12 protein-coding genes are annotated in these 19,157 nt (G+C 73.1%); 5 read left to right on the top strand and 7 right to left on the bottom strand.

Annotated features, from left to right (window positions below; translation table 11 throughout):
- The 3 genes from ACQPWU_RS25170 (at position 1) to ACQPWU_RS25160 (ending at position 12,977) form a co-directional block, all read left to right on the top strand.
- Positions 1 to 1,479 (top strand): condensation domain-containing protein, encoded by a 1,479-nt coding sequence (locus ACQPWU_RS25170; RefSeq protein ID WP_433444171.1) that lies wholly within the window; start codon positions 1 to 3, stop codon positions 1,477 to 1,479.
- A complete protein-coding gene (locus tag ACQPWU_RS25165) occupies positions 1,476 to 7,535 on the top strand; it encodes an amino acid adenylation domain-containing protein (protein WP_433444170.1) in 6,060 nt (2,019 codons plus the stop codon). Before ACQPWU_RS25170 ends, ACQPWU_RS25165 begins: the two co-directional genes overlap by 4 nt.
- Before the next feature lie 132 nt (positions 7,536 to 7,667).
- Complete coding sequence (locus ACQPWU_RS25160) at positions 7,668 to 12,977, top strand: non-ribosomal peptide synthetase/MFS transporter (protein WP_433444169.1); 5,310 nt, start codon at positions 7,668 to 7,670, stop codon at positions 12,975 to 12,977.
- Here ACQPWU_RS25160 and ACQPWU_RS25155 read toward each other — a convergent pair.
- The 3 genes from ACQPWU_RS25155 to ACQPWU_RS25145 are packed head-to-tail and all read right to left on the bottom strand — an operon-like array spanning position 12,948 to position 15,941.
- Positions 12,948 to 14,057: a 2-oxo acid dehydrogenase subunit E2 gene (locus ACQPWU_RS25155; RefSeq protein ID WP_433444168.1), complete on the bottom strand. Its 1,110-nt coding sequence runs from the start codon at positions 14,055 to 14,057 to the stop codon at positions 12,948 to 12,950. The two genes, ACQPWU_RS25160 and ACQPWU_RS25155, sit on opposite strands and share 30 nt — an antisense overlap.
- Positions 14,050 to 15,063 (bottom strand): alpha-ketoacid dehydrogenase subunit beta, encoded by a 1,014-nt coding sequence (locus ACQPWU_RS25150; protein ID WP_433444167.1) that lies wholly within the window; start codon positions 15,061 to 15,063, stop codon positions 14,050 to 14,052. The genes ACQPWU_RS25155 and ACQPWU_RS25150 overlap by 8 nt, the downstream gene beginning before the upstream one ends.
- On the bottom strand, positions 15,060 to 15,941 hold the full coding sequence (locus tag ACQPWU_RS25145; protein WP_433444166.1) for a thiamine pyrophosphate-dependent dehydrogenase E1 component subunit alpha: 882 nt from the start codon (positions 15,939 to 15,941) through the stop codon (positions 15,060 to 15,062). Before ACQPWU_RS25145 ends, ACQPWU_RS25150 begins: the two co-directional genes overlap by 4 nt.
- 196 nt (positions 15,942 to 16,137) lie before the next feature.
- Here ACQPWU_RS25145 and ACQPWU_RS25140 point away from each other — a divergent pair, with 196 nt between their 5' ends.
- A complete protein-coding gene (locus ACQPWU_RS25140; RefSeq protein ID WP_433444165.1) occupies positions 16,138 to 16,413 on the top strand; it encodes an isoamylase early set domain-containing protein in 276 nt (91 codons plus the stop codon).
- 28 nt (positions 16,414 to 16,441) lie between these two features.
- On the opposite strand, the gene ACQPWU_RS25135 is transcribed toward ACQPWU_RS25140, so the two are convergent.
- Together ACQPWU_RS25135 and ACQPWU_RS25130 are read right to left on the bottom strand one after the other, a co-directional pair.
- Positions 16,442 to 16,777 carry a YciI family protein gene (locus tag ACQPWU_RS25135; RefSeq protein ID WP_433444164.1) on the bottom strand — a complete coding sequence of 112 codons (336 nt, stop codon included), beginning with the start codon at positions 16,775 to 16,777 and terminating at the stop codon, positions 16,442 to 16,444.
- Positions 16,778 to 17,091: 314 nt separating this feature from the next.
- Positions 17,092 to 17,337 carry a hypothetical protein gene (locus ACQPWU_RS25130; protein WP_433444163.1) on the bottom strand — a complete coding sequence of 82 codons (246 nt, stop codon included), beginning with the start codon at positions 17,335 to 17,337 and terminating at the stop codon, positions 17,092 to 17,094.
- Between ACQPWU_RS25130 and ACQPWU_RS25125 the strand changes: the two genes are divergently transcribed.
- Entirely contained in the window at positions 17,323 to 17,670 is a 348-nt protein-coding gene (locus tag ACQPWU_RS25125; protein WP_433444162.1) for an endonuclease/exonuclease/phosphatase family protein, read from the top strand. The genes ACQPWU_RS25130 and ACQPWU_RS25125 overlap by 15 nt on opposite strands.
- A gap of 134 nt (positions 17,671 to 17,804) precedes the next feature.
- Here ACQPWU_RS25125 and ACQPWU_RS25120 read toward each other — a convergent pair whose 3' ends face one another.
- Together ACQPWU_RS25120 and ACQPWU_RS25115 are read right to left on the bottom strand one after the other, a co-directional pair.
- Complete coding sequence (locus ACQPWU_RS25120) at positions 17,805 to 18,605, bottom strand: hypothetical protein (RefSeq protein WP_433444161.1); 801 nt, start codon at positions 18,603 to 18,605, stop codon at positions 17,805 to 17,807.
- A gap of 23 nt (positions 18,606 to 18,628) precedes the next feature.
- On the bottom strand, positions 18,629 to 19,150 hold the full coding sequence (locus ACQPWU_RS25115; RefSeq protein ID WP_433444160.1) for a SigE family RNA polymerase sigma factor: 522 nt from the start codon (positions 19,148 to 19,150) through the stop codon (positions 18,629 to 18,631).
- Positions 19,151 to 19,157: the final 7 nt, after the last annotated feature.

The following is a 19,157-nucleotide window of genomic DNA, read 5'->3' as shown; positions in this document are numbered from 1 at the left end:
ATGGTCCTGGCATCGCAGGCCCAGCACGGCATGTGGATCACCGAGGTGATGCACGCCACCGGCACGGCCTACCACATGCCGTTCGCCATGTGGTTCGACGGCCCGCTGGACCGGGGGGCGATGCTGAAGGCGTGCGAGTCGGTGCTCGCCCGCCACCCGGTGCTGGGGTGCGCGTTCGAGGACCGCGACGGCGAGCTGCACCTGGTGCCCGCCGCCGACCTGCCGCCGGTCGAGTTCGTACGGGCGGCGGTCCCGGAGGCGCTCATCCGCGAGGAGATCGCCCGGCCGTTCGACCTGGGACGGGGACCGCTGGCGCGGTTCACGCTGGCAGAGGTGTCGCCGTCGCGGCATCTGCTGCTGTTCGTGGGGCATCATCTGGTGTTCGACGGCGAGTCGAAGGACCTGCTGGTGCGCGACCTGGCGGCGGCATACGCGGGCGGGCCGCTGCCGCCGCTGCCGATGCCGTACGGGGCGGCCGCCTCGATCCCGCCCGAGGCGGAGGCGTACTGGCGCGAGCGCTGGCGGGACCTGTCGGCGGTGGTGGCCGGCGGCGTGGCCAGGACGGCGCGGACGGCCGGCCACGGCGAGACGGTCCTGCTCGACCTGACGGCCGAGATGTCCGGGTGGGAGCGGGCCGGGGTCACGCGGTTCGAGCTGTTCCTGGCGGCCGTGCACGCCCTGCTCTTCAGGTACGGCAACGCCGAGACGGCGGTCGCCGTCGCCATGTCCACCAGACGGCAGGAGACCAGGGACCACATCGGCCTGTTCGCCACCGAGTTACCCGTCTACTCCGCGCCCACGCCCGGCACCACCCTCGCGGAGCTGGCCCACGACCTGCGGGCGCAGCTACGCGCGCTGAACCGCTTCCGCGACGTCCCCGCGGCCAGGGCGGCCGGCGGCATCAGGCCGCGCCCCGCGCTGGCGCCCGTGTCGATCAGCTTCCGGCGGCGCGCGGCCGACGCGGCCTTTCCCGGGCTGGCGCTGGCCGCCGAGTGGAAGATGTCGAACCACATGGTCAGGAACGTGCTCCACCTGCAGGCCGTGGACGGCGACGACGGGCTCCAGCTCACCCTGCACTACAGCCCGGACATCATCGAGCGCGAGCTCGTGGAGCTGGTCGGGGAGCACCTGCGCGCCGTCCTGGCCGCCGACCCCGGCCTCAGGCTCGCCGACCTGCCCCTGCCCGCCGCCGTGCCGGTGCCCGCGCCGCCGGTGGAGGCCCCCGTACCGCACGCGGATACGGCGACGCTCGACCGCGAGCTGGTCGAGCAGGTGCGGCAGATCTGGATGGAGGTCCTGCGGATCGACGACATCGCCCCCGACGAGGACCTGTACGACCTCGGCGGCCACTCGCTGACGATCACGCAGATCAGCGCGCGGATCAGGAAACGGCTCGGCGTCGAGGTGCCGTTCGACGTGTTCCTCGACGATCCCACGGTCAACGGCGTGGCGGCGGCGGTCAGCGGGCTGCGCGCATGATCTCCCTCGGCCAGGAGCGGCTCTGGTTCCTGCACCGGCTCGACCCGGCCGACCCCGCCTACCGGGTCGCCGTCGTGCGCCGGATCCGCGGTCCGCTCGACACCGGCGCGCTGACCGGCGCGTTCGCCGACGTGGTGGCGCGGCACGAGTCGCTGCGCACCCGCTTCCCCGGCGACGACGGCCGGCCGGTCGCCGTCGTGGACCCGCCGGGGCCGGTGCCGGTCGAGCGGGTCGACCTCGGCACGCCGGAGCAGGCCGAGCGGCTGCTCGAGGAGCGCGCGAACACCCCCTTCGAGCTGGGCTCCGCGCCGCCGCTCCGCGTCACGCTGGTCCGGCTCGCCCCTGACGACCACGTGCTCTGCGTGGTGCTGCACCACATCATCGGCGACGGCTGGTCGCTGAACGTGCTCATGGACGACCTGGCCACGTGCTACGCCGCCCGCAGGGACGGCAGGCGGGCCGCGCTGCCGGAGCCGGCGACGAGCTATGCCGAGTACGCCGAGGCGCAGCGGGCCGCGGACGCGGACGTGTCCTACTGGACGGCCGAACTGGACGGTGCCATGCCGCTGGAGCTGCCGGTGGACCGGCCGCGCCCGGCCCGGCGGGGCAGCGCGGGCGGGGAGGCGTGGTTCGCCATCGACCCGGCGCTGGCGGGCTCGCTGCGGCGGCTGGCCAGGGCGGAGCGGTGCACGCTGTTCATGGTGCTGCTGGCCGCGTACCAGGCGCTGCTGGCCCGGCACACGGGTCAGGACGACATCGTGGTGGGCTCGCCCACGGCCGGGCGCGACCGGCCCGAGCTGGAGCCGATGGTGGGGCTGTTCGCCTCCACGCTGGTGCTCAGGGGCGACCTGTCGGGCGATCCCACGTTCACCGAACTGCTGCGGCGGACCCGCCGTACCGTGCTGGAGGCGATGGCGCACGGCGAGACGCCGATCGAGCGGGTGCTGTCCGCGCTCGACATCGAGCGCGACCTCAGCCGCACGCCGCTCTTCCAGACCATGTTCGGACTGCACAACGCGGCGGTCGGGTACGGCGAGGCCTCGACGTTCGCGGGGCTGGAGAGCGTGCCGTTCCCGCACGGGGCGCCGCCCGCGATGGTGGACCTGCGGGTGGACCTGTGGCCGGACGGCGAACGGGAGGGCGGCGGCCTGCGCGGCGCGTTCGTCTACAGCGCCGAGCTGTTCGAGCCGCCGACGGCCGAGCGCTTCGCGGCGCGCTATCGCACGCTGCTGGAGTCCGTCGCCCGCCGTCCCGATGCGCGGGTGTCCGAGCTGGAGCTGCTGCCCGCCGACGAGCGGCGGCTCCTGGCCGCCTGGAACGACACCGCACTGGAGGTGCCGTCCGGCACGGTCGTGGACCTGTTCCTGCGGCAGGCGGAGCTGCGGCCGGACGCCGTGGCGGTCGAGTCCGGCTCCTCCGTGCGTTCCTACGCGGAGGTGGCCGCCCGGGCCCGGCTCGTCGCCGCGGAGCTCCTCGCGCGTGGGGCGGGGCCCGGGTCGGTGGTGGCGGTGTGCCTGCCGCGGTCGGCCGACCTGCCGGGGTCGCTGCTGGGTGTGATGATGGCGGGGGCCGCGTACCTGCCGGTGGATCCGGCTCTGCCGGGCGGGCGCGTCGCGGCCATGCTCGCCCAGGCAGGCGTGCGGGTCGCGCTGGCCGTCCCGTCCGCGCCCCTGCCCGCGCACGTCGAGCGGATCGAGCCGGCCACCCGCGCCGCATATGACGGGACGGCGGCGACGGCCGGGGCCGCGGCCTATGTGCTGCACACCTCGGGCTCCACCGGCACGCCCAAGGGGGTGGCGGTGCCGCACTCCGCGCTGGTCAACCTGCTGGCCGGTATGGAGCGGCTGCTGGGATCAGGTCCCGGCGACGTGTGGCTGGGGAGCACGGCGCTGTCGTTCGACATCGCCGGGCTGGAGCTGTACCTGCCCTTGGTGACGGGCGGGCGGCTGGTGCTGGCCGACGACGCCACCGTTCGCGACGGGATGGCGCTGGCCCGGCTGATCGGCGCGTCCGGGGTCACCCACGTGCAGGCCACGCCGTCGGGATGGAGCATGCTGCTGTCCTGCGGGCTGGACCCGTCCGGGCTGGTGGCCCTGGCGGGGGGCGAGGCGCTGCCGCTCGCGCTGGCCAGGAGGCTGCGCAGGCGCGTGGGTCGGCTGCTCAACATGTACGGGCCGACGGAGACCACGATCTGGTCCACGGCCTGGGAGGTGCCTGACTCGCCCCATGGCGTCCGCATCGGGCGGCCGCTCGCGAACACCACGGTCCAGGTGCTCGACCGGCAGGGCTCGCCCGCGCCGATCGGCGTCCCCGGCGAGCTGGTCATCGGCGGGGCGGGGCTGGCGCTCGGCTACCTGCGCTCGCCCGGTGAGCCGCCGGACCGGTTCGCGGACGGGTGGTACCGGACGGGTGACCGGGTGCGGTGGCTGGGCGACGGGACGCTGGAGTTCCTGGGCCGGGGCGACGGCCAGGTCAAGGTGCGGGGGCACCGGGTCGAGCTGGGCGAGATCGAGACCACGCTGGAACGCCACCCCGGAGTGCGCCGGGCCGCCGTGGTGGTGCGGGGCGACGACCTGGTCGCTTACGTGGTGCCCGCCTCCGCGACCCACGAGAGTGACCTGCTGGAGCGGGCCGCCGAGTGGCTGCCACCGTACATGATCCCGGCGGTGGTCGTGCCGCTGGAGGCGCTGCCGCTCACCCCGAACGGCAAGGTGGACCGGCGGGCGCTGCCCGAGCCCGCGCGCCCGGCGGCGGGCCGGGGCGGGGCTCCCGTCACCGCCAGGGAGCGGCAGGTGGCGCGGATCTTCGCCGAGGTGCTCGGCACCGGCGAGCTCGGCGCGGACGACGACTTCTTCGCCCTCGGCGGCCACTCGCTGCTGGCCACCCGGGTCATCGCCCGGCTGGCGGCGGCGGGGACCACGGCGCCGCTGCGGGAGCTGTTCACGCATCCGACGGTGGCCGGGTTCGCCGCGACGCTGGAGGACCTGGCGGGCGAGCAGGGCAGCCCCCTCGTGCCCCGCCCGGCCGGGACGCTGCCGCCGCTCTCCCCTGCCCAGGAACGCCTGTGGTTCCTGCACCGCCTGGATCCCTCCGACGCCTCGTACAACATGTACATCGTGCGCAGGCTCCAGGGCCCGCTGGACGAGGCGGCGCTGGAGCGGGCGCTGACCGGGCTGGTCGCCAGGCACGAGTCGCTGCGGACCCGGTTCCCCGAGGTGGACGGGCGGCCGGTGGCCGTCGTCGAGCGGCCCGCGCCCGTCACGATCGAGCGGCTGGCCGCCCGGGACGAGGCCGAGGCACGTGCCCTGGTCGCCGCCCGCACGAACGCCCCTCTCGACCTGGGCGCCGCGCCGCCGCTGCGCGTCACGCTGGTCCGGCTCGCGGCCGGTGACCACGTGCTCTGCGTCGTACTGCACCACATCGTGGCCGACGGCTGGTCGATCACCGTGTTCCTGGACGACCTGGCCGCGCTGTACGCGTCGGCCGAGCTGCCGCCGCTGGCCGTACAGCACGGGGACGTCGCCGGGTGGCAGCGGGAGCAGGACCGGAGCGCGGCGCTCGACTACTGGCGGGCGCGGCTCGCCGACCCGCCCACGCTGGAGCTGCACACGGACCGGCCGCATCGGCCGGGCTCGACGCGGGGCGACTTCCACGTGATGGAGGTGCCGGGCGACCTGCTCGCGGCGCTGGAGAAGACGGCGCGCGGGCATCGGGTGACGTTGTTCATGGTGCTGCTGGCGGCGTACCAGATCCTGCTGTCCCGGCACACGGGGCAGGACGACGTGCTGGTCGGGTCGCCGACGGCGGGCCGGGACCGGGTGGAGCTGGAGCCGCTCATCGGCTACCTCAGCACCACGCTGGTGCTGCGCGGCGACCTGTCGGGCGATCCGACGGTGGAGGAGCTGCTGGCCAGGACGCGCGGGACGGTCCTGGAGGCGATGGCTCATCACGATGTGCCGTTCGAGCAGCTGCTGGCGGAGCTGGACGTCGAGCGGGACCTGTCGAGGAAGCCGATGTTCCAGACCCTGTTCACGCTGAACAGCCAGACCGCCGACGGCGAACGCGACAGCCTCGGCCCGGTGCGGATGTCGTTCTTCGACGACGGGTACCGGCAGGCCAAGTTCGACCTGACCGTGGAGGCGTGGCGGTCGCCCGGGCGGTTGCGGGTGGCGTTCGGGTATGACGCCGGGTTGTTCGACGCCGAGACGGTGGCGGAGCTGGCCGAGCGGTTCGTGGTCGTGCTGCGGGGGGTGGCCGACGCGGGGAACCGGCTGGTGCCGCTGTCGCGGCTGCCGGTGCTCACGCCCTCCGACGAGGCCTTGCTCACGTCCGTGGATCGCCCTGTCTCCGAGCCGGGGGCGGGCACGGTGCTCGGGCTGATCGCCGAGTCGGTGGCGGCGCATCCCGGCGAGGTGGCCGTGAGCTGCGGCGCCGAGACCGTGACGTACGCCGGGCTGGAGCGGCGGGTGGCGCGGCTGGCCGCGGACCTGGCGGGACGGGGCGTACGCGAAGGGGACCTGGCCGGGCTCCGGATGGGGCGCTCGATCGACGCGGTGCTGGCCATGCTGGCGATCTGGCGGGCGGGGGCCGCGTACGTGCCGCTGGACCCGGAGTACCCGCCGGAGCGCCTGCGCGCCATGGCCGCAGGAACGTCCTTCACCGTCACGGACGGGCTCAGGATCGAGCCTGGCGAGCGGGCCGAGGCCCGGCCCGGGCTGGCATATGTGATCTACACCTCGGGCTCCACCGGCACCCCCAAGGGCGTCGCCGTCGAGCACGCCGGGCTGGCCGAGCGGGTCAGGTGGATGCGCAGCGCGTACGGCCTGCGCCCCGGCGACCGCGTCGTCCAGCTCGCGTCCCTCAGCTTCGACACCCACGCCGAGGAGGTCTACCCGGCGCTGGCCGCGGGCGCCACGGTCGAGCTGCTGCCGGGCGGCGGCGCCACCCTGCCCGACCTCCTCGCGCGCCGGCCCGGCATCACCGTGCTCGACCTGCCCACCGCCTACTTCCATCACCTGGTCGACCTGATCGACGAGATAGCCTGGCCGGAACGGCTCCGCCTGGTGATCCTCGGCGGCGAGCAGGTGCGCGCGGAGGCGGTGGCCCGCTGGCGTGACCGCTTCGGCGATCGGGTGCGCCTGGTCAACACGTACGGCCCCACCGAGACGACGATCATCGCCACGGCGGCCGAGCTGACCGGCGGGGACCCGCACCCCCCGATCGGCCGCCCGGTGCACGCGACCCCGATCAAGATCCTCGACCACCACGGCGCTCCCACACCGCCCGGAGCCGCCGGCGAGCTGTACATCGGCGGCCCGGGCGTGGCCCGCGGTTACCTCAACGCGCCCGGCGCGCCCTTCGTCACCCTGCCGGACGGCCGCTATTTCCGCACGGGCGACCGGGTGCGGCTGCGGCGGGACGGCCGGCTGGAGTTCCTCGGCCGCCTGGACGCCCAGGTGAAGGTGCGCGGCTTCCGTGTCGAACCGGGCGAGGTCGAGCACTGCCTGCTCACGCACCCCGACGTCCGCCAGGCGGCCGTGCTCGCCCGAGACGGCGACCTGGTGGCCTACGTCGTCCCGCGTTCACCCGGCGAACCGCCGGCCGCCCTCGCGGCCCACGTGGCGCGGGCGTTGCCGCCGTACCTCGTTCCCACGCACTGGGTGATGCTCGACGCGCTCCCCCTCACCCGCAACGGCAAGCTCGACAAGGCGGCGCTCCCCGAGCCGGACGGCCCCGTGGGCAGCGACGACACGCCGCCCAGGACCGACGCCGAGGAGCTGGTCGCCGATGTCTGGGCCGAGGTGCTCGGCGCCGACAAGATCGGCGCGTTCGACGACTTCTTCGCCCTCGGCGGCCACTCGTTGCTGGCCATCAGGGTGGCCGCCAGGTTACGCGCCCTCGCGGGCGTGGACCTGCCGATCCGCACGCTCTTCGACCGCCGTACCGTCGCCTCGCTGGCCCTCGCCGTCGAGGAGGCGCTGGTGGCCGAGGTGGCGGGGCTGTCCGACGAGCAGGCCAGGAGCCTGCTCGATCCGCTACCTCGGGAGGGCTCATGACCGAGCTTGTCGAGGTCATCAATAGGCACAGCACCTTGGTCATGAGACCGACGAAGGAGGGCTCATGACCGAGCTTGTCGAGGTCATCAATAGGCACAGCACCTTGGTCATGAGACCGACGAAGGAGGGCTCATGACCGAGCTGAGCGAGGCTCAGCGGGCGCTGCTGAGCCAGCGGCTCCGGAGGCGCGACAAGCCCCGGCCGAGCATCCCCGCGCTGCCCGCCCACCAGCCCCCGCCCCTGTCGTACGCGCAGGAGCGGCTGTGGTTCATGGAGCAGTACGCGCCGGGGAACGCCGCGTACACGATCCCGCTGGTGCGCCGGGTACGCGGGCTGCTCCAGGCCGACGCGCTCGAAGCGGCGCTCCGCAAGGTGTGCGAGCGGCACCAGCCGCTGCGCACCCGCTTCCCGGAAGGCGCGGACGGGCAGCCGGACGTGCTGGTGCGGGAGGAGGCGGAGGTCCCGCTCACCGTCGCCGAGGCCGGGTCGGTGGAGGCGGCCAGGGAGCTGGTGGGGCCGTTCCTGGCGGAGCCGTTCGACCTGGTGTCGGGGCCGGTCATCAGGGCGTTGCTGGTACGGCTGGCGCCCGGCGACCACGTGCTGGCCCTGGCCGTCCACCACATCGCGGCCGACGGCTGGTCCGCGAACATCCTGCTGTGCGAGATCCTCTCGTTCTGCACCGGCGGGACGGCCCCGGACCTGCCCGTGACGTACGGGGACTTCGCGGCCTGGCAGCGCGCCCAGTACGGCGGCGACGTGGAGTACTGGCGGGAGCGGCTGGCCGGGCTGGAGCCCCTGGAGCTGCCGGCCGACGCGCCACGGCCGCCGGAGCTGACCTACGCCGGGGCGGCGCACCACTTCTCGGTCGCCCCCGAGCTGGCCGAGCGGCTGGACCGGCTGGGGCGCGAGCACGGCGCGACGCCGTACATGGTGCTGCTGGCGGCCTTCGCGGTGCTGCTCGGACGGTACGCGGGGCAGGACGACGTGGCGATCGGCTCGCCGGTGGCCGGGCGGTCGCTGCCCGAGCTGGACAACCTGGTCGGGTGCTTCGTCAACATGCTGGCGATGCGGGTGGACCTGTCCGGGGACCCGTCGTTCGCGGAGCTGCTGTGCCGGGTACGTGACCTGGCCACGGACGCGTACACGCACCAGGAGGTGCCGTTCGAGCGGCTCGTCCAGGAGCTGAACGTGGCGCGGGAGCCGTCCAGGTCGCCGGTGTTCCAGGTCATCCTGGCCATGCAGAACTACGGCGGCGAGCCGGAGCCCGGGCCGCTGACGCTGGAGGGGTTCGAGCCGGGAGTATGGGCGACGCGGTTCGACCTCGAGCTCTACACCGGGGGCGGCGGGTCGTTCCTGTTCGTGTACAACACCGCGCTGTTCTCCGATGTGCGGATCGAGCGCATGGCCGGGCATCTGGCCACGCTGCTGGAGGGGGTGGCGGCCGATCCGGCGGCGCCGGTGTCGGGGCTGGAGCTGCTGACGACGGAGGAGCGGGAGGAGCGGCGCCGCTGGAACGACACCGCCGTCGATCTCGGCCCTCCCGGCCTGCTGCAGGAGCCCGTCATGGCCGCCGCGTCGCCGGAGGCCGTCGCCGTCCGGCATCCACGCGGCGAGATCACGTACGGAGAGCTGCGCCGCCGGGTGCGGGCGCTGGCCGCCGAGCTGCGGGCGGCCGGGGCCGGGCCGGGGCGGCTGGTCGCCGTGGTGATGGAGCGGGGCTGGGAGCAGGTCGTCGCGGTGCTGGCGATCAACGCGGCCGGGGCCGCGTACCTGCCGATCGACGCCGACCTGCCCGACCAGCGGCGCTTCGAGCTGATCGAGCGCGGCGAATGCGCGATCGCCGTCACCCAGCCCTGGCTGGACCTCGCCTGGCCCTCCGGCGTGACCCGCCTCACGGTCACCGAGGGCGACGCACCGGCGTTCGACTGCCCGGCCGAGCCCGGCGACCTCGCGTACGTGATCTTCACGTCGGGCTCCACCGGCGCCCCCAAGGGCGTGGTGATCGAGCACCGGGCCGCCCTGAACACCGTCCGCGACCTCAACCACCGCTTCCACGTCGGCCCCGCCGACCGCTTCCTCGCCCTGTCGGCCCTCAGCTTCGACCTGTCCGTGTACGACGTCTACGGCGCCCTGGCCGTCGGAGCCACCCTCGTCATGGGCGAGCCGGCGGCCGACAAGGACCCCGCCGCCTGGGCCCGCCTGGTGGAGGAGGAACGCGTCACCGTCTGGAACTCCGTGCCGGCCCTCATGGAGCTCCTGGTGGACCACGCCGAGCACGAGGGCACCGACCTCGGCTCCCTGCGCCTGGTCCTGCTGTCGGGCGACTGGATCCCGCTCACGCTCCCCGGCCGCATCCGCGCCCTGGCCCCGCACGCCGAGGTCGTCAGCCTGGGCGGCGCCACCGAGGGCTCGATCTGGTCCATCTCCCACCCGATCGGCGAGGTGGACCCGGCCTGGACCTCCATGCCGTACGGGCGCCCCCTCGCGAACCAGAGCTTCCACATCCTCGGCCCGGGCCTGCGCGACGTCCCGGTGGGCGTGCCCGGCGAGCTGTACATCGGCGGCGCGGGCGTCGCCACCGGCTACTGGCGCGACCCCGGGCGGACGGCCGCCTCCTTCCTCACCCACCCGGGCACCGGCGAGCGCCTCTACCGCACGGGCGACCTCGGCCGGTACGACGCCGACGGCGTCATCGAGTTCCTCGGCCGGGCCGACGCCCAGGTCAAGATCCGCGGCTACCGGATCGAGCTGGGCGAGATCGAGACCCACCTCGCCCGCCACCCCGGCGTGGCCGAGTGCGTGGTCACCACCGACGGGGAGGGCACGCGGGCGCAACTCGTCGCATACGTGGTCACGCCCGAGCTGGATGCGGTACGCCTGCGCGCCCACCTGGCCGAGACCCTGCCCGCGTACATGATCCCCACCCGCTTCGTCGCCCTCGACCAGCTCCCCCTCACGGCCAACGGCAAGGTGGACCGCCGCCGCCTCCCCGCCCCCTCGGCTGCCCCGGCCGGGACGCGTACCCCGCCGCGGACGGAGACCGAGCGCCTGGTGAGCGCCGTCTGGGCGGAGGTGCTGGACGGGGAGGACTTCGGCATCGACGACGACTTCTTCGACGTCGGCGGGCACTCGCTGCTCGCCATCAAGGTCGTGGCAAGACTGCGCAGGCAGCTGGCGTCGCCGGTCGCGGTGGTGGACCTGTTCAAGCATCCGACGGTGCGCCGGCTGGCCGCGTTCGCCGACGACGGCGCCGCCGGCGGCCCGCGGGGGCTGCTGCACGAGCTGACGCCGCGCCGCACCCGTACCGACCTCACGTACGTGTGCGTGCCGTACGGCGGGGGCTCGGCGGTGGCGTACCAGCCGCTGGCCGACGCGCTGCCCGGCACGCACGCGCTGTGGGCGGTGGCCATCCCCGGCCACGACGTGGGGCTGGACGAGGACCGGCTGCCGCTGGAGGAGGTGGCCGACCGGTGCGCGCGCGAGATCCTGGAGAAGGTACGGGGCCCGCTCGCGCTGTACGGGCACTGCGGGGTCGGGTCGGCGCTGACGGTCGCGATCGCGCGGCGGCTGGAGGCGGCCGGGCGGCGGCTCGAAGCGGTCTACATCGGGGCGATCTTCCCGTTCGCCCGGCCGGGGAACCGGGCGCTGGCGGCGCTGTCCCGGCTGGCCCGGCGCGAGTACCTGCGCAGCGACCGCAGCTACGCCAACTGGCTGACGTCGATGGGGCTCGACATGAGCGAGCTCGATCCCGGGCAGGCGCGGCACATCATCAGGAACATGCGCGAGGACACGGAGGCCGCCGAGGAGTACTTCACCGGCCTGTTCGAGAGCGCCGTGGCGCCGTTGCGGGCGCCGATCATCAGCGTGGCGGGCGAGCGGGATCCGGCGACCGAGTACTTCGAGGAGCGCTACCGCGAGTGGCACTTCCTGAGCCCGGCGACCGCGGTGGTGGAGCTGGACGAGGCAGGGCACTTCTTCCTGAAGTACCGGGCGCGGGAGCTGGCCGAGATCGTGACGCGTACCCATCTCGCCCTGGACTCGGGCCAGGCCGTGTCCGGCCCGAACTGGCGGCTGCGCGAGGTCTCCCACGCCGACCGGCCGGCCCCTTCTCCAGGACCGCAGCCCAGCATGCGGCGGTTCCTGGGCGTCGCCGGAGGCCAGCTGGTCTCGATCATGGGGTCGGCGCTGACCGAGTTCGCGATCCCCATCTGGATCTATCTCACCACGGGCTCCCTCGCCCAGTTCGCCCTGCTCGCCGTCCTCGGCCTGGTCCCCGGCATGGTGGCCGCCCCGCTGGCGGGCGCCATCGTGGACCGGACCGACCGCCGTACCGTGATGCTCTGCGGCGACTACGCCGCGCTCGGCACGCAGCTCCTGCTCGGCGTGCTGCTGTGGACGGGCAACCTGCAGACCTGGCACGTCTATCCGCTGCTCGCACTGCTGTCCGTGGCGCTCACGTTCCAGCGCCTCGCCTACGCCTCCTCGGTGCCGCAGCTCGTCCCGAAGCGGCACCTCGGGCACGCGAACGGCATCGTGCAGATGGCCAACGGAGTCAGCCAGCTCATCGTGCCGCTGGCGGCCGCCGGGCTGATGGCCGTCATCGGGCTGGAGGGCATCCTGGTCCTGGACGTGGCCAGCTACGTGTTCGCGATCGTCGTGACGTTGCTGGTGCGCTTCCCGGCGACCATGGCGTGGCGGCGCAAGGAGCCGGTCATGACAGAGTTGGTCGCCGGGTTCCGGTACTCGTGGGGGCAGCTCGGGTTCCGCCGGATGCTGCTGTTCTTCGCGGTCCTGAACGTGTTCCTGTCGCCGCTCTTCCTGATGATCTCGCCGCTCGTGCTGTCGTTCGCCGGGTTGCCGGACGTGGGGCGGATCTCGTTCCTGTCCGGGCTCGGAGTGCTGGCCGGCGGCCTGGCGATGACGGTGTGGGGCGGGCCCGGGCGCGGGCGGATGCGGGCGGTGCTCTGGTGCACGCTCGCACTGGCCGCGTTCTGCCTGGTGACCGGGTTGCGGGCGGATCTGGTGACGATCGGGCTCGGGGCGTTCGGGATGTCGCTGTGGGTGACGCTGCTCAACGGGATCTACGCCACGATCGTGCAGGTGAAGGTGCCGCAGCGGTTCCACGGCCGGGTGTTCGCCCTGAACACGCTGATCGCCTGGTCGACGTTGCCGCTGGGGTTCGGGCTGGTGGCGCCGTACGGGGCGGCGGTCCTCGACCCGCTGCTCGCCCAGGACGGGCCGCTCGCCTCCACCGTGGGCGCGCTGATCGGGACAGGGGACGGGCGCGGCGTGGGGCTGATGTACGTGCTCTTCGCGCTCGCCATGGCGGTGCTGGCCGTCGTCGCGCTGCGCTCGCGGCTGCCGGCGCTGGTGGACGGCGGCGCCGACGCCGCCCCCGACGACCTGGTCGGCCTACAGACCCTCGAACGAGGCCGTCTCTAGGGCCTCCTTGAGCGCCTGGAGGAACAGGACGGCGTCCCTGCCGTTGACCAGCCGGTGGTCGTAGGCGAGGCCGACGACCGCCACCGTGCGCTCCCCCTCCCGCTGCGGCGAGGTGAGCGCGACAGCGCACGCCTGGCCGGGGAAGACGATGGGGACGGCCATGACGATGTCGGGGTCGTGGTGCAGGGTGAGGACGATGTTGCCGCCCTCGAGCTGCTCCTGCCTGAAGCCGCCGTGCTGCGCCAGCCTGCGGAACCCCGCCAGCTCCCCCGCGATCTCCTCGACGCTCTTGCGGTGCGCGTCCCTGATGACCGGCACGTACAGGCCGGAGCCGAGGTCGATCGTGACCCCCACGTGCGGGCTGCCGGGGACGGCGGCCGTGCTCTCGTCCCGCAGAGTGGCGAAGCACAGCGGGAAGTCCCCGTGCAGGCGGGCGACGGCGGCGACGAGGAGGTCGGGAAGGCCGACGAGCTTGCGCAGGCGTCTGGTGAGGTCGCGGGCCGCGGCCGTGGCCCCGCCCACGTCGACCTTGATGGCGGCGTAGGCGGCGGGGATCGTCTGGTGGGACAGGCTCACCGTCCTGCCCACGGCGCGCTGGTTGCCGCTCAACGCCCGCAAGCTCCCGCCCGGCGGCGCCGCCCTCTCGGGAGTGGCCGCGTGGGCGGTGGGCGCCGATGCGGCCAGGCGCTCGACGTCGGCTCGACGTACCACCTTCACGGGCAGGGCACGGACCCGGGCGGGGTCGATGCCGAGCTCGTCGATGAGCGCCCGCGCGGGCGCCGTGATCAGCGGCACCGCGACATCACCGGGCGGGGACGTGGTCCCGGCGGAGGCGGGCGGTGTGGCTCGCGGGTCGGCGATGCGGGCGATCGGCTGGCCGGGGGCGCACTCGGCGCCGGCCGGGAGAAGGTGGACGAGGATGCCGTCGTGCTCGCTGACCAGCTCCTCGACCGTCTTGGACGTCTCCACCGACGCCACGACCTCGTCCCCGCGCACCCGAGCGCCGTCCGCCACGAGCCATTCGAGCAGCAGGTACGCCTCGTCGTTGGTGTTCAGCTTGGGCACCCGGATCTCAGCCATCGAGGCCCTCCAGTACGGCGCGGCGGATCGTGGAGTCCTGCACCAGCACCTCGCGCTCCAGGTGGGCGGCCGTCGGGATCACGCTGTCGGCCGAGTTGACCAGCCTGACCGGGTGACGGAGCCGTCCCCAGAGCCGGGTGTGCAGGTCGGCGGCCACGTGACCGCCCCAGGTGCCGCCAGCGCTGCCGTCCTCGGCCACGCACACCAGCGGCGCCCGCCCGAGGACGGGCAGCAGCGCCGACGGGTCGAAGGGGTACAGGCGCGAGGGGACCATCAGCACCCCGGCCAGGTCGTGATCGAGCAGCAGGGACCGCATGGCGGCCATCGCCCGGTGCGCTACCCCGCCCGGGACGATCAGCACGTAGTCGAGATCGCCCGGCGGGATCTCCAGGGCATCCGATTCGCCCGAGTCGAGGCGGACCACCGCCACATCGCCCGCGAGGTCCCACCTGAACGGCTCGTCCACCTCGTACATGCGCCGCGTGTACAGCACCTTGTCCTCGAACAGCAGGCACGGCTCCCCCAGCGCCAGCATGCGGTCGAGCACGGCCCGGTTGTCGTGGAAGGGCGACATCTCGAAGAGCGACAGGCCGGGGATCCCGATGAAGTGCTTCTGCGGGCTCTGGCTGTGGGTCGGCCCGTAGCCGCGGTGGCCGCCGGACGGGCAGCGGATCACCAGCGGCAGGGGCACCCGGGTCCCGTACATGGTGACGGACTTGCTGGCGAAGTTGAGTATCTGGTCGAACGCGAGCGCCGCGAAGTCGGCGAACATGATCTCGACGACCGCTTTGCCGCCCGCCAACGCCAGGCCCGAGGCCGCGCCCACCACGGCGCCCTCGCTGAGCGGGGTGGTGAGCACGCGGTCGGGGAACCGGGTGGACAGGCCCTTGGTGATCTTGAATGCGCCGCCGTAGGGGTCGAGGAGGTCCTCGCCCAGGACGTACACGGAGGGGTCGTCCTCCAGGAGGCCGTGCAGGGCGCGGTTGAGGTTCTCTCCGGCCCTCACGCGGCGGTCCAGACTGCCGGCGGGCGGGCGGCGACCTCGGCGGCGATCCGGTCGATCCGGGTACGGGCCTCCGCCTCGATCCTGGCGCACTGCTCGGGGTGGGCGGCCTGGTAGGCGGCGTACCAGTCGACGAGGGGGAAGTCCGGCGGCCGGGTGTCGTCGCCCTTGCTGTGGGGGCCGAGGCGGTGCGTGGCGAACTCCACCACCAATGGGCGCGGCTCCTCCCGGACCTGCTCGATCAGGGGAGCCAGCTGGGGGCGAATGACGGAGATATCCGCTATATCCACCCGGCGGTGCTCGACGCCGAACGCCCGTGCCCGCCCCTCGACCGTGCCCGCCATCTGCAGCGCGGTCGGCGTGGACTGGGCGATGCCGTTGTGCTCGACCACTACCAGCAACGGGAGCCGCCAGAGCTGGGCCAGGTTGAGCGCCTCGTACACGGCGCCCTCGCCCCAGGTGCCGTCGCCGATGTAGACGCAGGCCAGCGCGCCCGGCTCGTGTCGCTTGAGCCGTAACGCGACCCCGGCCGCCACGGACAGGCTCTGGCCCTGCACGCCGGTGGACAGGTAGCGGTCGCGCTTCAGGTGCTGACTGCCGCCCACGCCGTCGCAGATGGCGCCCTTCCTGCCCATGATCTCGGCCAGCAGACCTTCCGGGTCCTCGAACCTGGCCAGGTAGTGGCCGTGGCCTCGGTGGTTGCTGAACACCCAGTCGCTCCCGCGCAGCAGCGTCCGCAGGGAGACGGGGACGTACTCCTGGCCGAGGCAGGTGTGGGTGGTGCCGTTGAGCTCTCCCCGCTCGAAGAGCGTGAGCAGCTTCCGCTCGAAGAGGCGGATCAGCAGCAACAGCGCCAGGTCGTCGTCAGAGAGTCTGTCCATTGGCCTCTCGAGCACCAGGAAAACCTCCTGAAAGGCTAACAACCCCCGCATTTCCCGTCCAGGCCCGGCCCTGTACCGGGCCGGGGCCTGTGAACTCTGTGAAAAGTAAGTTACGACCCGTGTGTCCCGTTCCTCCGAACTGTCTGATCCCGCCAAGCTAGGGGCCGTTCCCCGCACCCCTCCGGGAGGATTCGCGATGCTCAGGCGTACGCCCCTGTTCGGTACGAAGACACGCATCACCTTCACCCTGCCCACGAACCAGCCCGCCGGCATCGTCAGCGTCGTCGGCGACTTCAACGACTGGTCACCCGGCCGCCACGAACTCCTGCTCCGCCGTAGCGGCATGCGCACGGTGTCCGTGATCCTCCCGCCGGGCATCCACCGGTTCCGCTATCTGGCGACCGGTGGCGTGTGGTTCGACGACGAATCGGCCGACCACATCGACCAGCACGGCAGTCTGCTTCACCTCTGAACGGCGGCGACGGCCTCCAGGCGCGCTCTCACTGTTCGAAGTCGGCGAACGGACGCAGCTCCAGCCGTCCCTGCCTGGCCATCGGGTGAGCACGGGCGACCTCGATCGCCTCGTCCAGATCGGCGCATTCGAGCAGGTCGAAGCCCGCGATCACCTCCTTTGTCTCGGCGAACGGGCCATCGGAGAGGATCAGCTCGCCGTCGCGTACGCGGACGGTGGTCGCCGCGGACTCCGGCGCCAGCACCGCGCCCCGCACACGCCGCCCGCGGGCGTCGTTCTCCGCCACCCATGCCTCGATGTCCGGCAGGTTCTCCTTGTCGGTGTCAGGCTCGGTGTCGGTGCAGACGAACATCATGTACTTCATCGCGCGCTCCTCGAATCGACGGCGTTTCACCAAAGCGACGAACAGGCCTGACGCTTATGGACATGTCCCACGCCAGTATTTGAGCACGATGGTGGAGGGCGTCTGGTTTCTGTCGGTGGCGTGCGGCGCTCTCCTGCGGTGAAGGCGAGGATCAACGGTCCTCATGGCAGATCGAGGAGACACCGCATGCAGCTCTCCCCCACGGCCCAGCAGCTCCACCGCCACCTGACCGAGCCCGGTGCCGGCCATCCCGGCCCGTGGCCGGACGGGGCCCGGCTGAGCGCGGCCGACCTGGGCCACCTGCTGCCCCTCGCCTACCGTGTGACCGGCAGCGGCCCGGCGTTCTCGATGAGGGTCACCGTCGAGGACCAGGTCAGGGAGCGGCAGCCGTCCTTCGCCCCCGAATCGTGCCTGGCGCTGTACGAGGCCCTGGTCGACGGCCCCACCCGCCGTAAATGGGCCGACCTGTGCCTGGCGGCGGCCGCCCTCGCGGCGCCGGCGCGCACCCTGATCGAGTTCATGGCCCGCGAGAAGCACGCGTACAGGTGTTCAACACTCACCTCCAGCACAACGACGCCAACGAGCGCCTGGAGCAGGTACGCGCCATCCAGCCGCTGGTCGTTCAGCGGGAGGAGCCGGTGGTGCTCACCGGGGACCTCAACGCCCGTCCCGACGCGCCTGAGATCCACGCCCTCTCCGAAACGTTGACCGACACCTGGACCCGGGCGGGCACCGGTGACGGCTACACGCATCCGGCGACGGGCCCGACCGCGCGCATCGACTACGTGTTCACCTCGGCGGGCGTCCAGGCCAAGGTGGCCGCGGTCGGCACGAGCGACGCCTCGGACCACTTGCCGCTGTTCGTGGACCTGCTGGTGGGCCGCCGCGGCTGACCGAGGACTGCGGAAAGGCCGGACCGGCCCGCGGGGGAAGCAGTCACGGCCGCGCGACACCCCTACCCGTGCGATGCGGGAGGCCGGGCCCGTTCTCGGGAGGGAACGGGCCCGGGGAGGGTGCCGGTCGGTCGTCAGAAGGGTTTGGCCGGCTTCTTGGTGACCTGCTCCGGGGACGGCTTCGTCTGCACCTGGTCGGCCGGCGGGGCTTCGACCTCGACCGAGATGCCGAAGTCGGTGAAGTCCGTGACGAGCCGCTCGCCGTTGTCGCTGAATGTGATCTCCAGCCGCCTGACCCGGCCCTGCTCGTCCACGTCCACGGCCCCCGACGCGCCGGCGGGCTCGCCCTTCGCGCTCGTGTCCGCCAGCGAGAAGGTGAACCGCTTTCCGGTCCATCCCGTACCGGAGGCGGGGCCCTCCTCTCGGACGTCGGTGGCCGAGCGGAGCCGCCGCAGAGCCTGCACGGGGTCCAGCGTGGCCAGCTTGGCCAGGGCCGTGGCCTCCGACGCGTCGACCGGCACCGCCTCCGCGCGCGGAGAGGCCGTCCACAGCGCGGACGCGTCGGGGCGGATGTACATCAGGTCGCCGACGAACCGGGTCTCCGACCCTTCCGCCGCGTTGGTGATGACAGCCAGGTGCCGTTCGGGGTCGATGGCCCCGTCGAACGTCTTGGCTCCCGAGGTCGTGTGGAGGCGGAAACTGTCCTGTGAGGTGTTGTCCACCGCGGTCGCCACCTCGGCCTGCGCAGAAGGCCTGCTCCAGGGGGCCAGCACGGTCGCGCCGACCACGGCGGCCACGCCCAGCCCGGCGATCGCCGGCAACAGCACGCGCGCCCCTCTCCGTCTGGGCGCCCGCGTCGCCGGCATCAGCCGCACGCTCGCCGGCACGTCCTCGGTGGCCTTGGTGAGCAGTACGCGGAGTTCTTGCTCGTTCATGAACGGCTCCTCGTGTTGGTTTCTCACCGGATGCCACTCCCCTTCTGCTCGATTTCGTTGACCAGCGCGTCAGGCGAGATCAGCTGCCGCATGGCGCGCAGGCCCCGGTGCGTGTGGGTCTTGACCGTGCCGGTCGAGCAGCCCATGAGCTCGGCGACCTCCGCCTCCGGCAGGTCCGCGAAGAACCGCAGTACCAATGCCGTCCGCTGCTTGACCGGCAGCTTCGCCAGCGCGCGGCGGACGTCCGTGGCTACCGCCCGCGCCTCTCCCACGTCCGTGGCGCCCGCCCTGTCGGGCAGGTCGGCGCGCGGGATCTCCCTCCGCCAGCGGGCCCGCCACCAGGAGCGGTAGGTGTTCACCAGGATGCGGCGCAGGTAGGCGTCCGGCCCGCTGGTGGTGTCCAGGCGGTGCCAGACCTTGTACAGCTTGCCCAGGCCGGCCTGGACCAGGTCCTCGGCCGAGTGCCAGTCCCCTGTCAGCAGGACCGCGGTTTTCAGGTGGTGTTCGCCTCGGTGCCGTACGAACTCCGCGAAGTCAGCATCCACACCGTCT

The organism is Nonomuraea sp. CA-141351 (genome assembly GCF_050944675.1).
Lineage (GTDB): Bacteria > Actinomycetota > Actinomycetes > Streptosporangiales > Streptosporangiaceae > Nonomuraea.
Note: the sequence above shows the minus strand (reverse complement) of the source record. Positions and strands in the feature narration are given on the sequence as shown.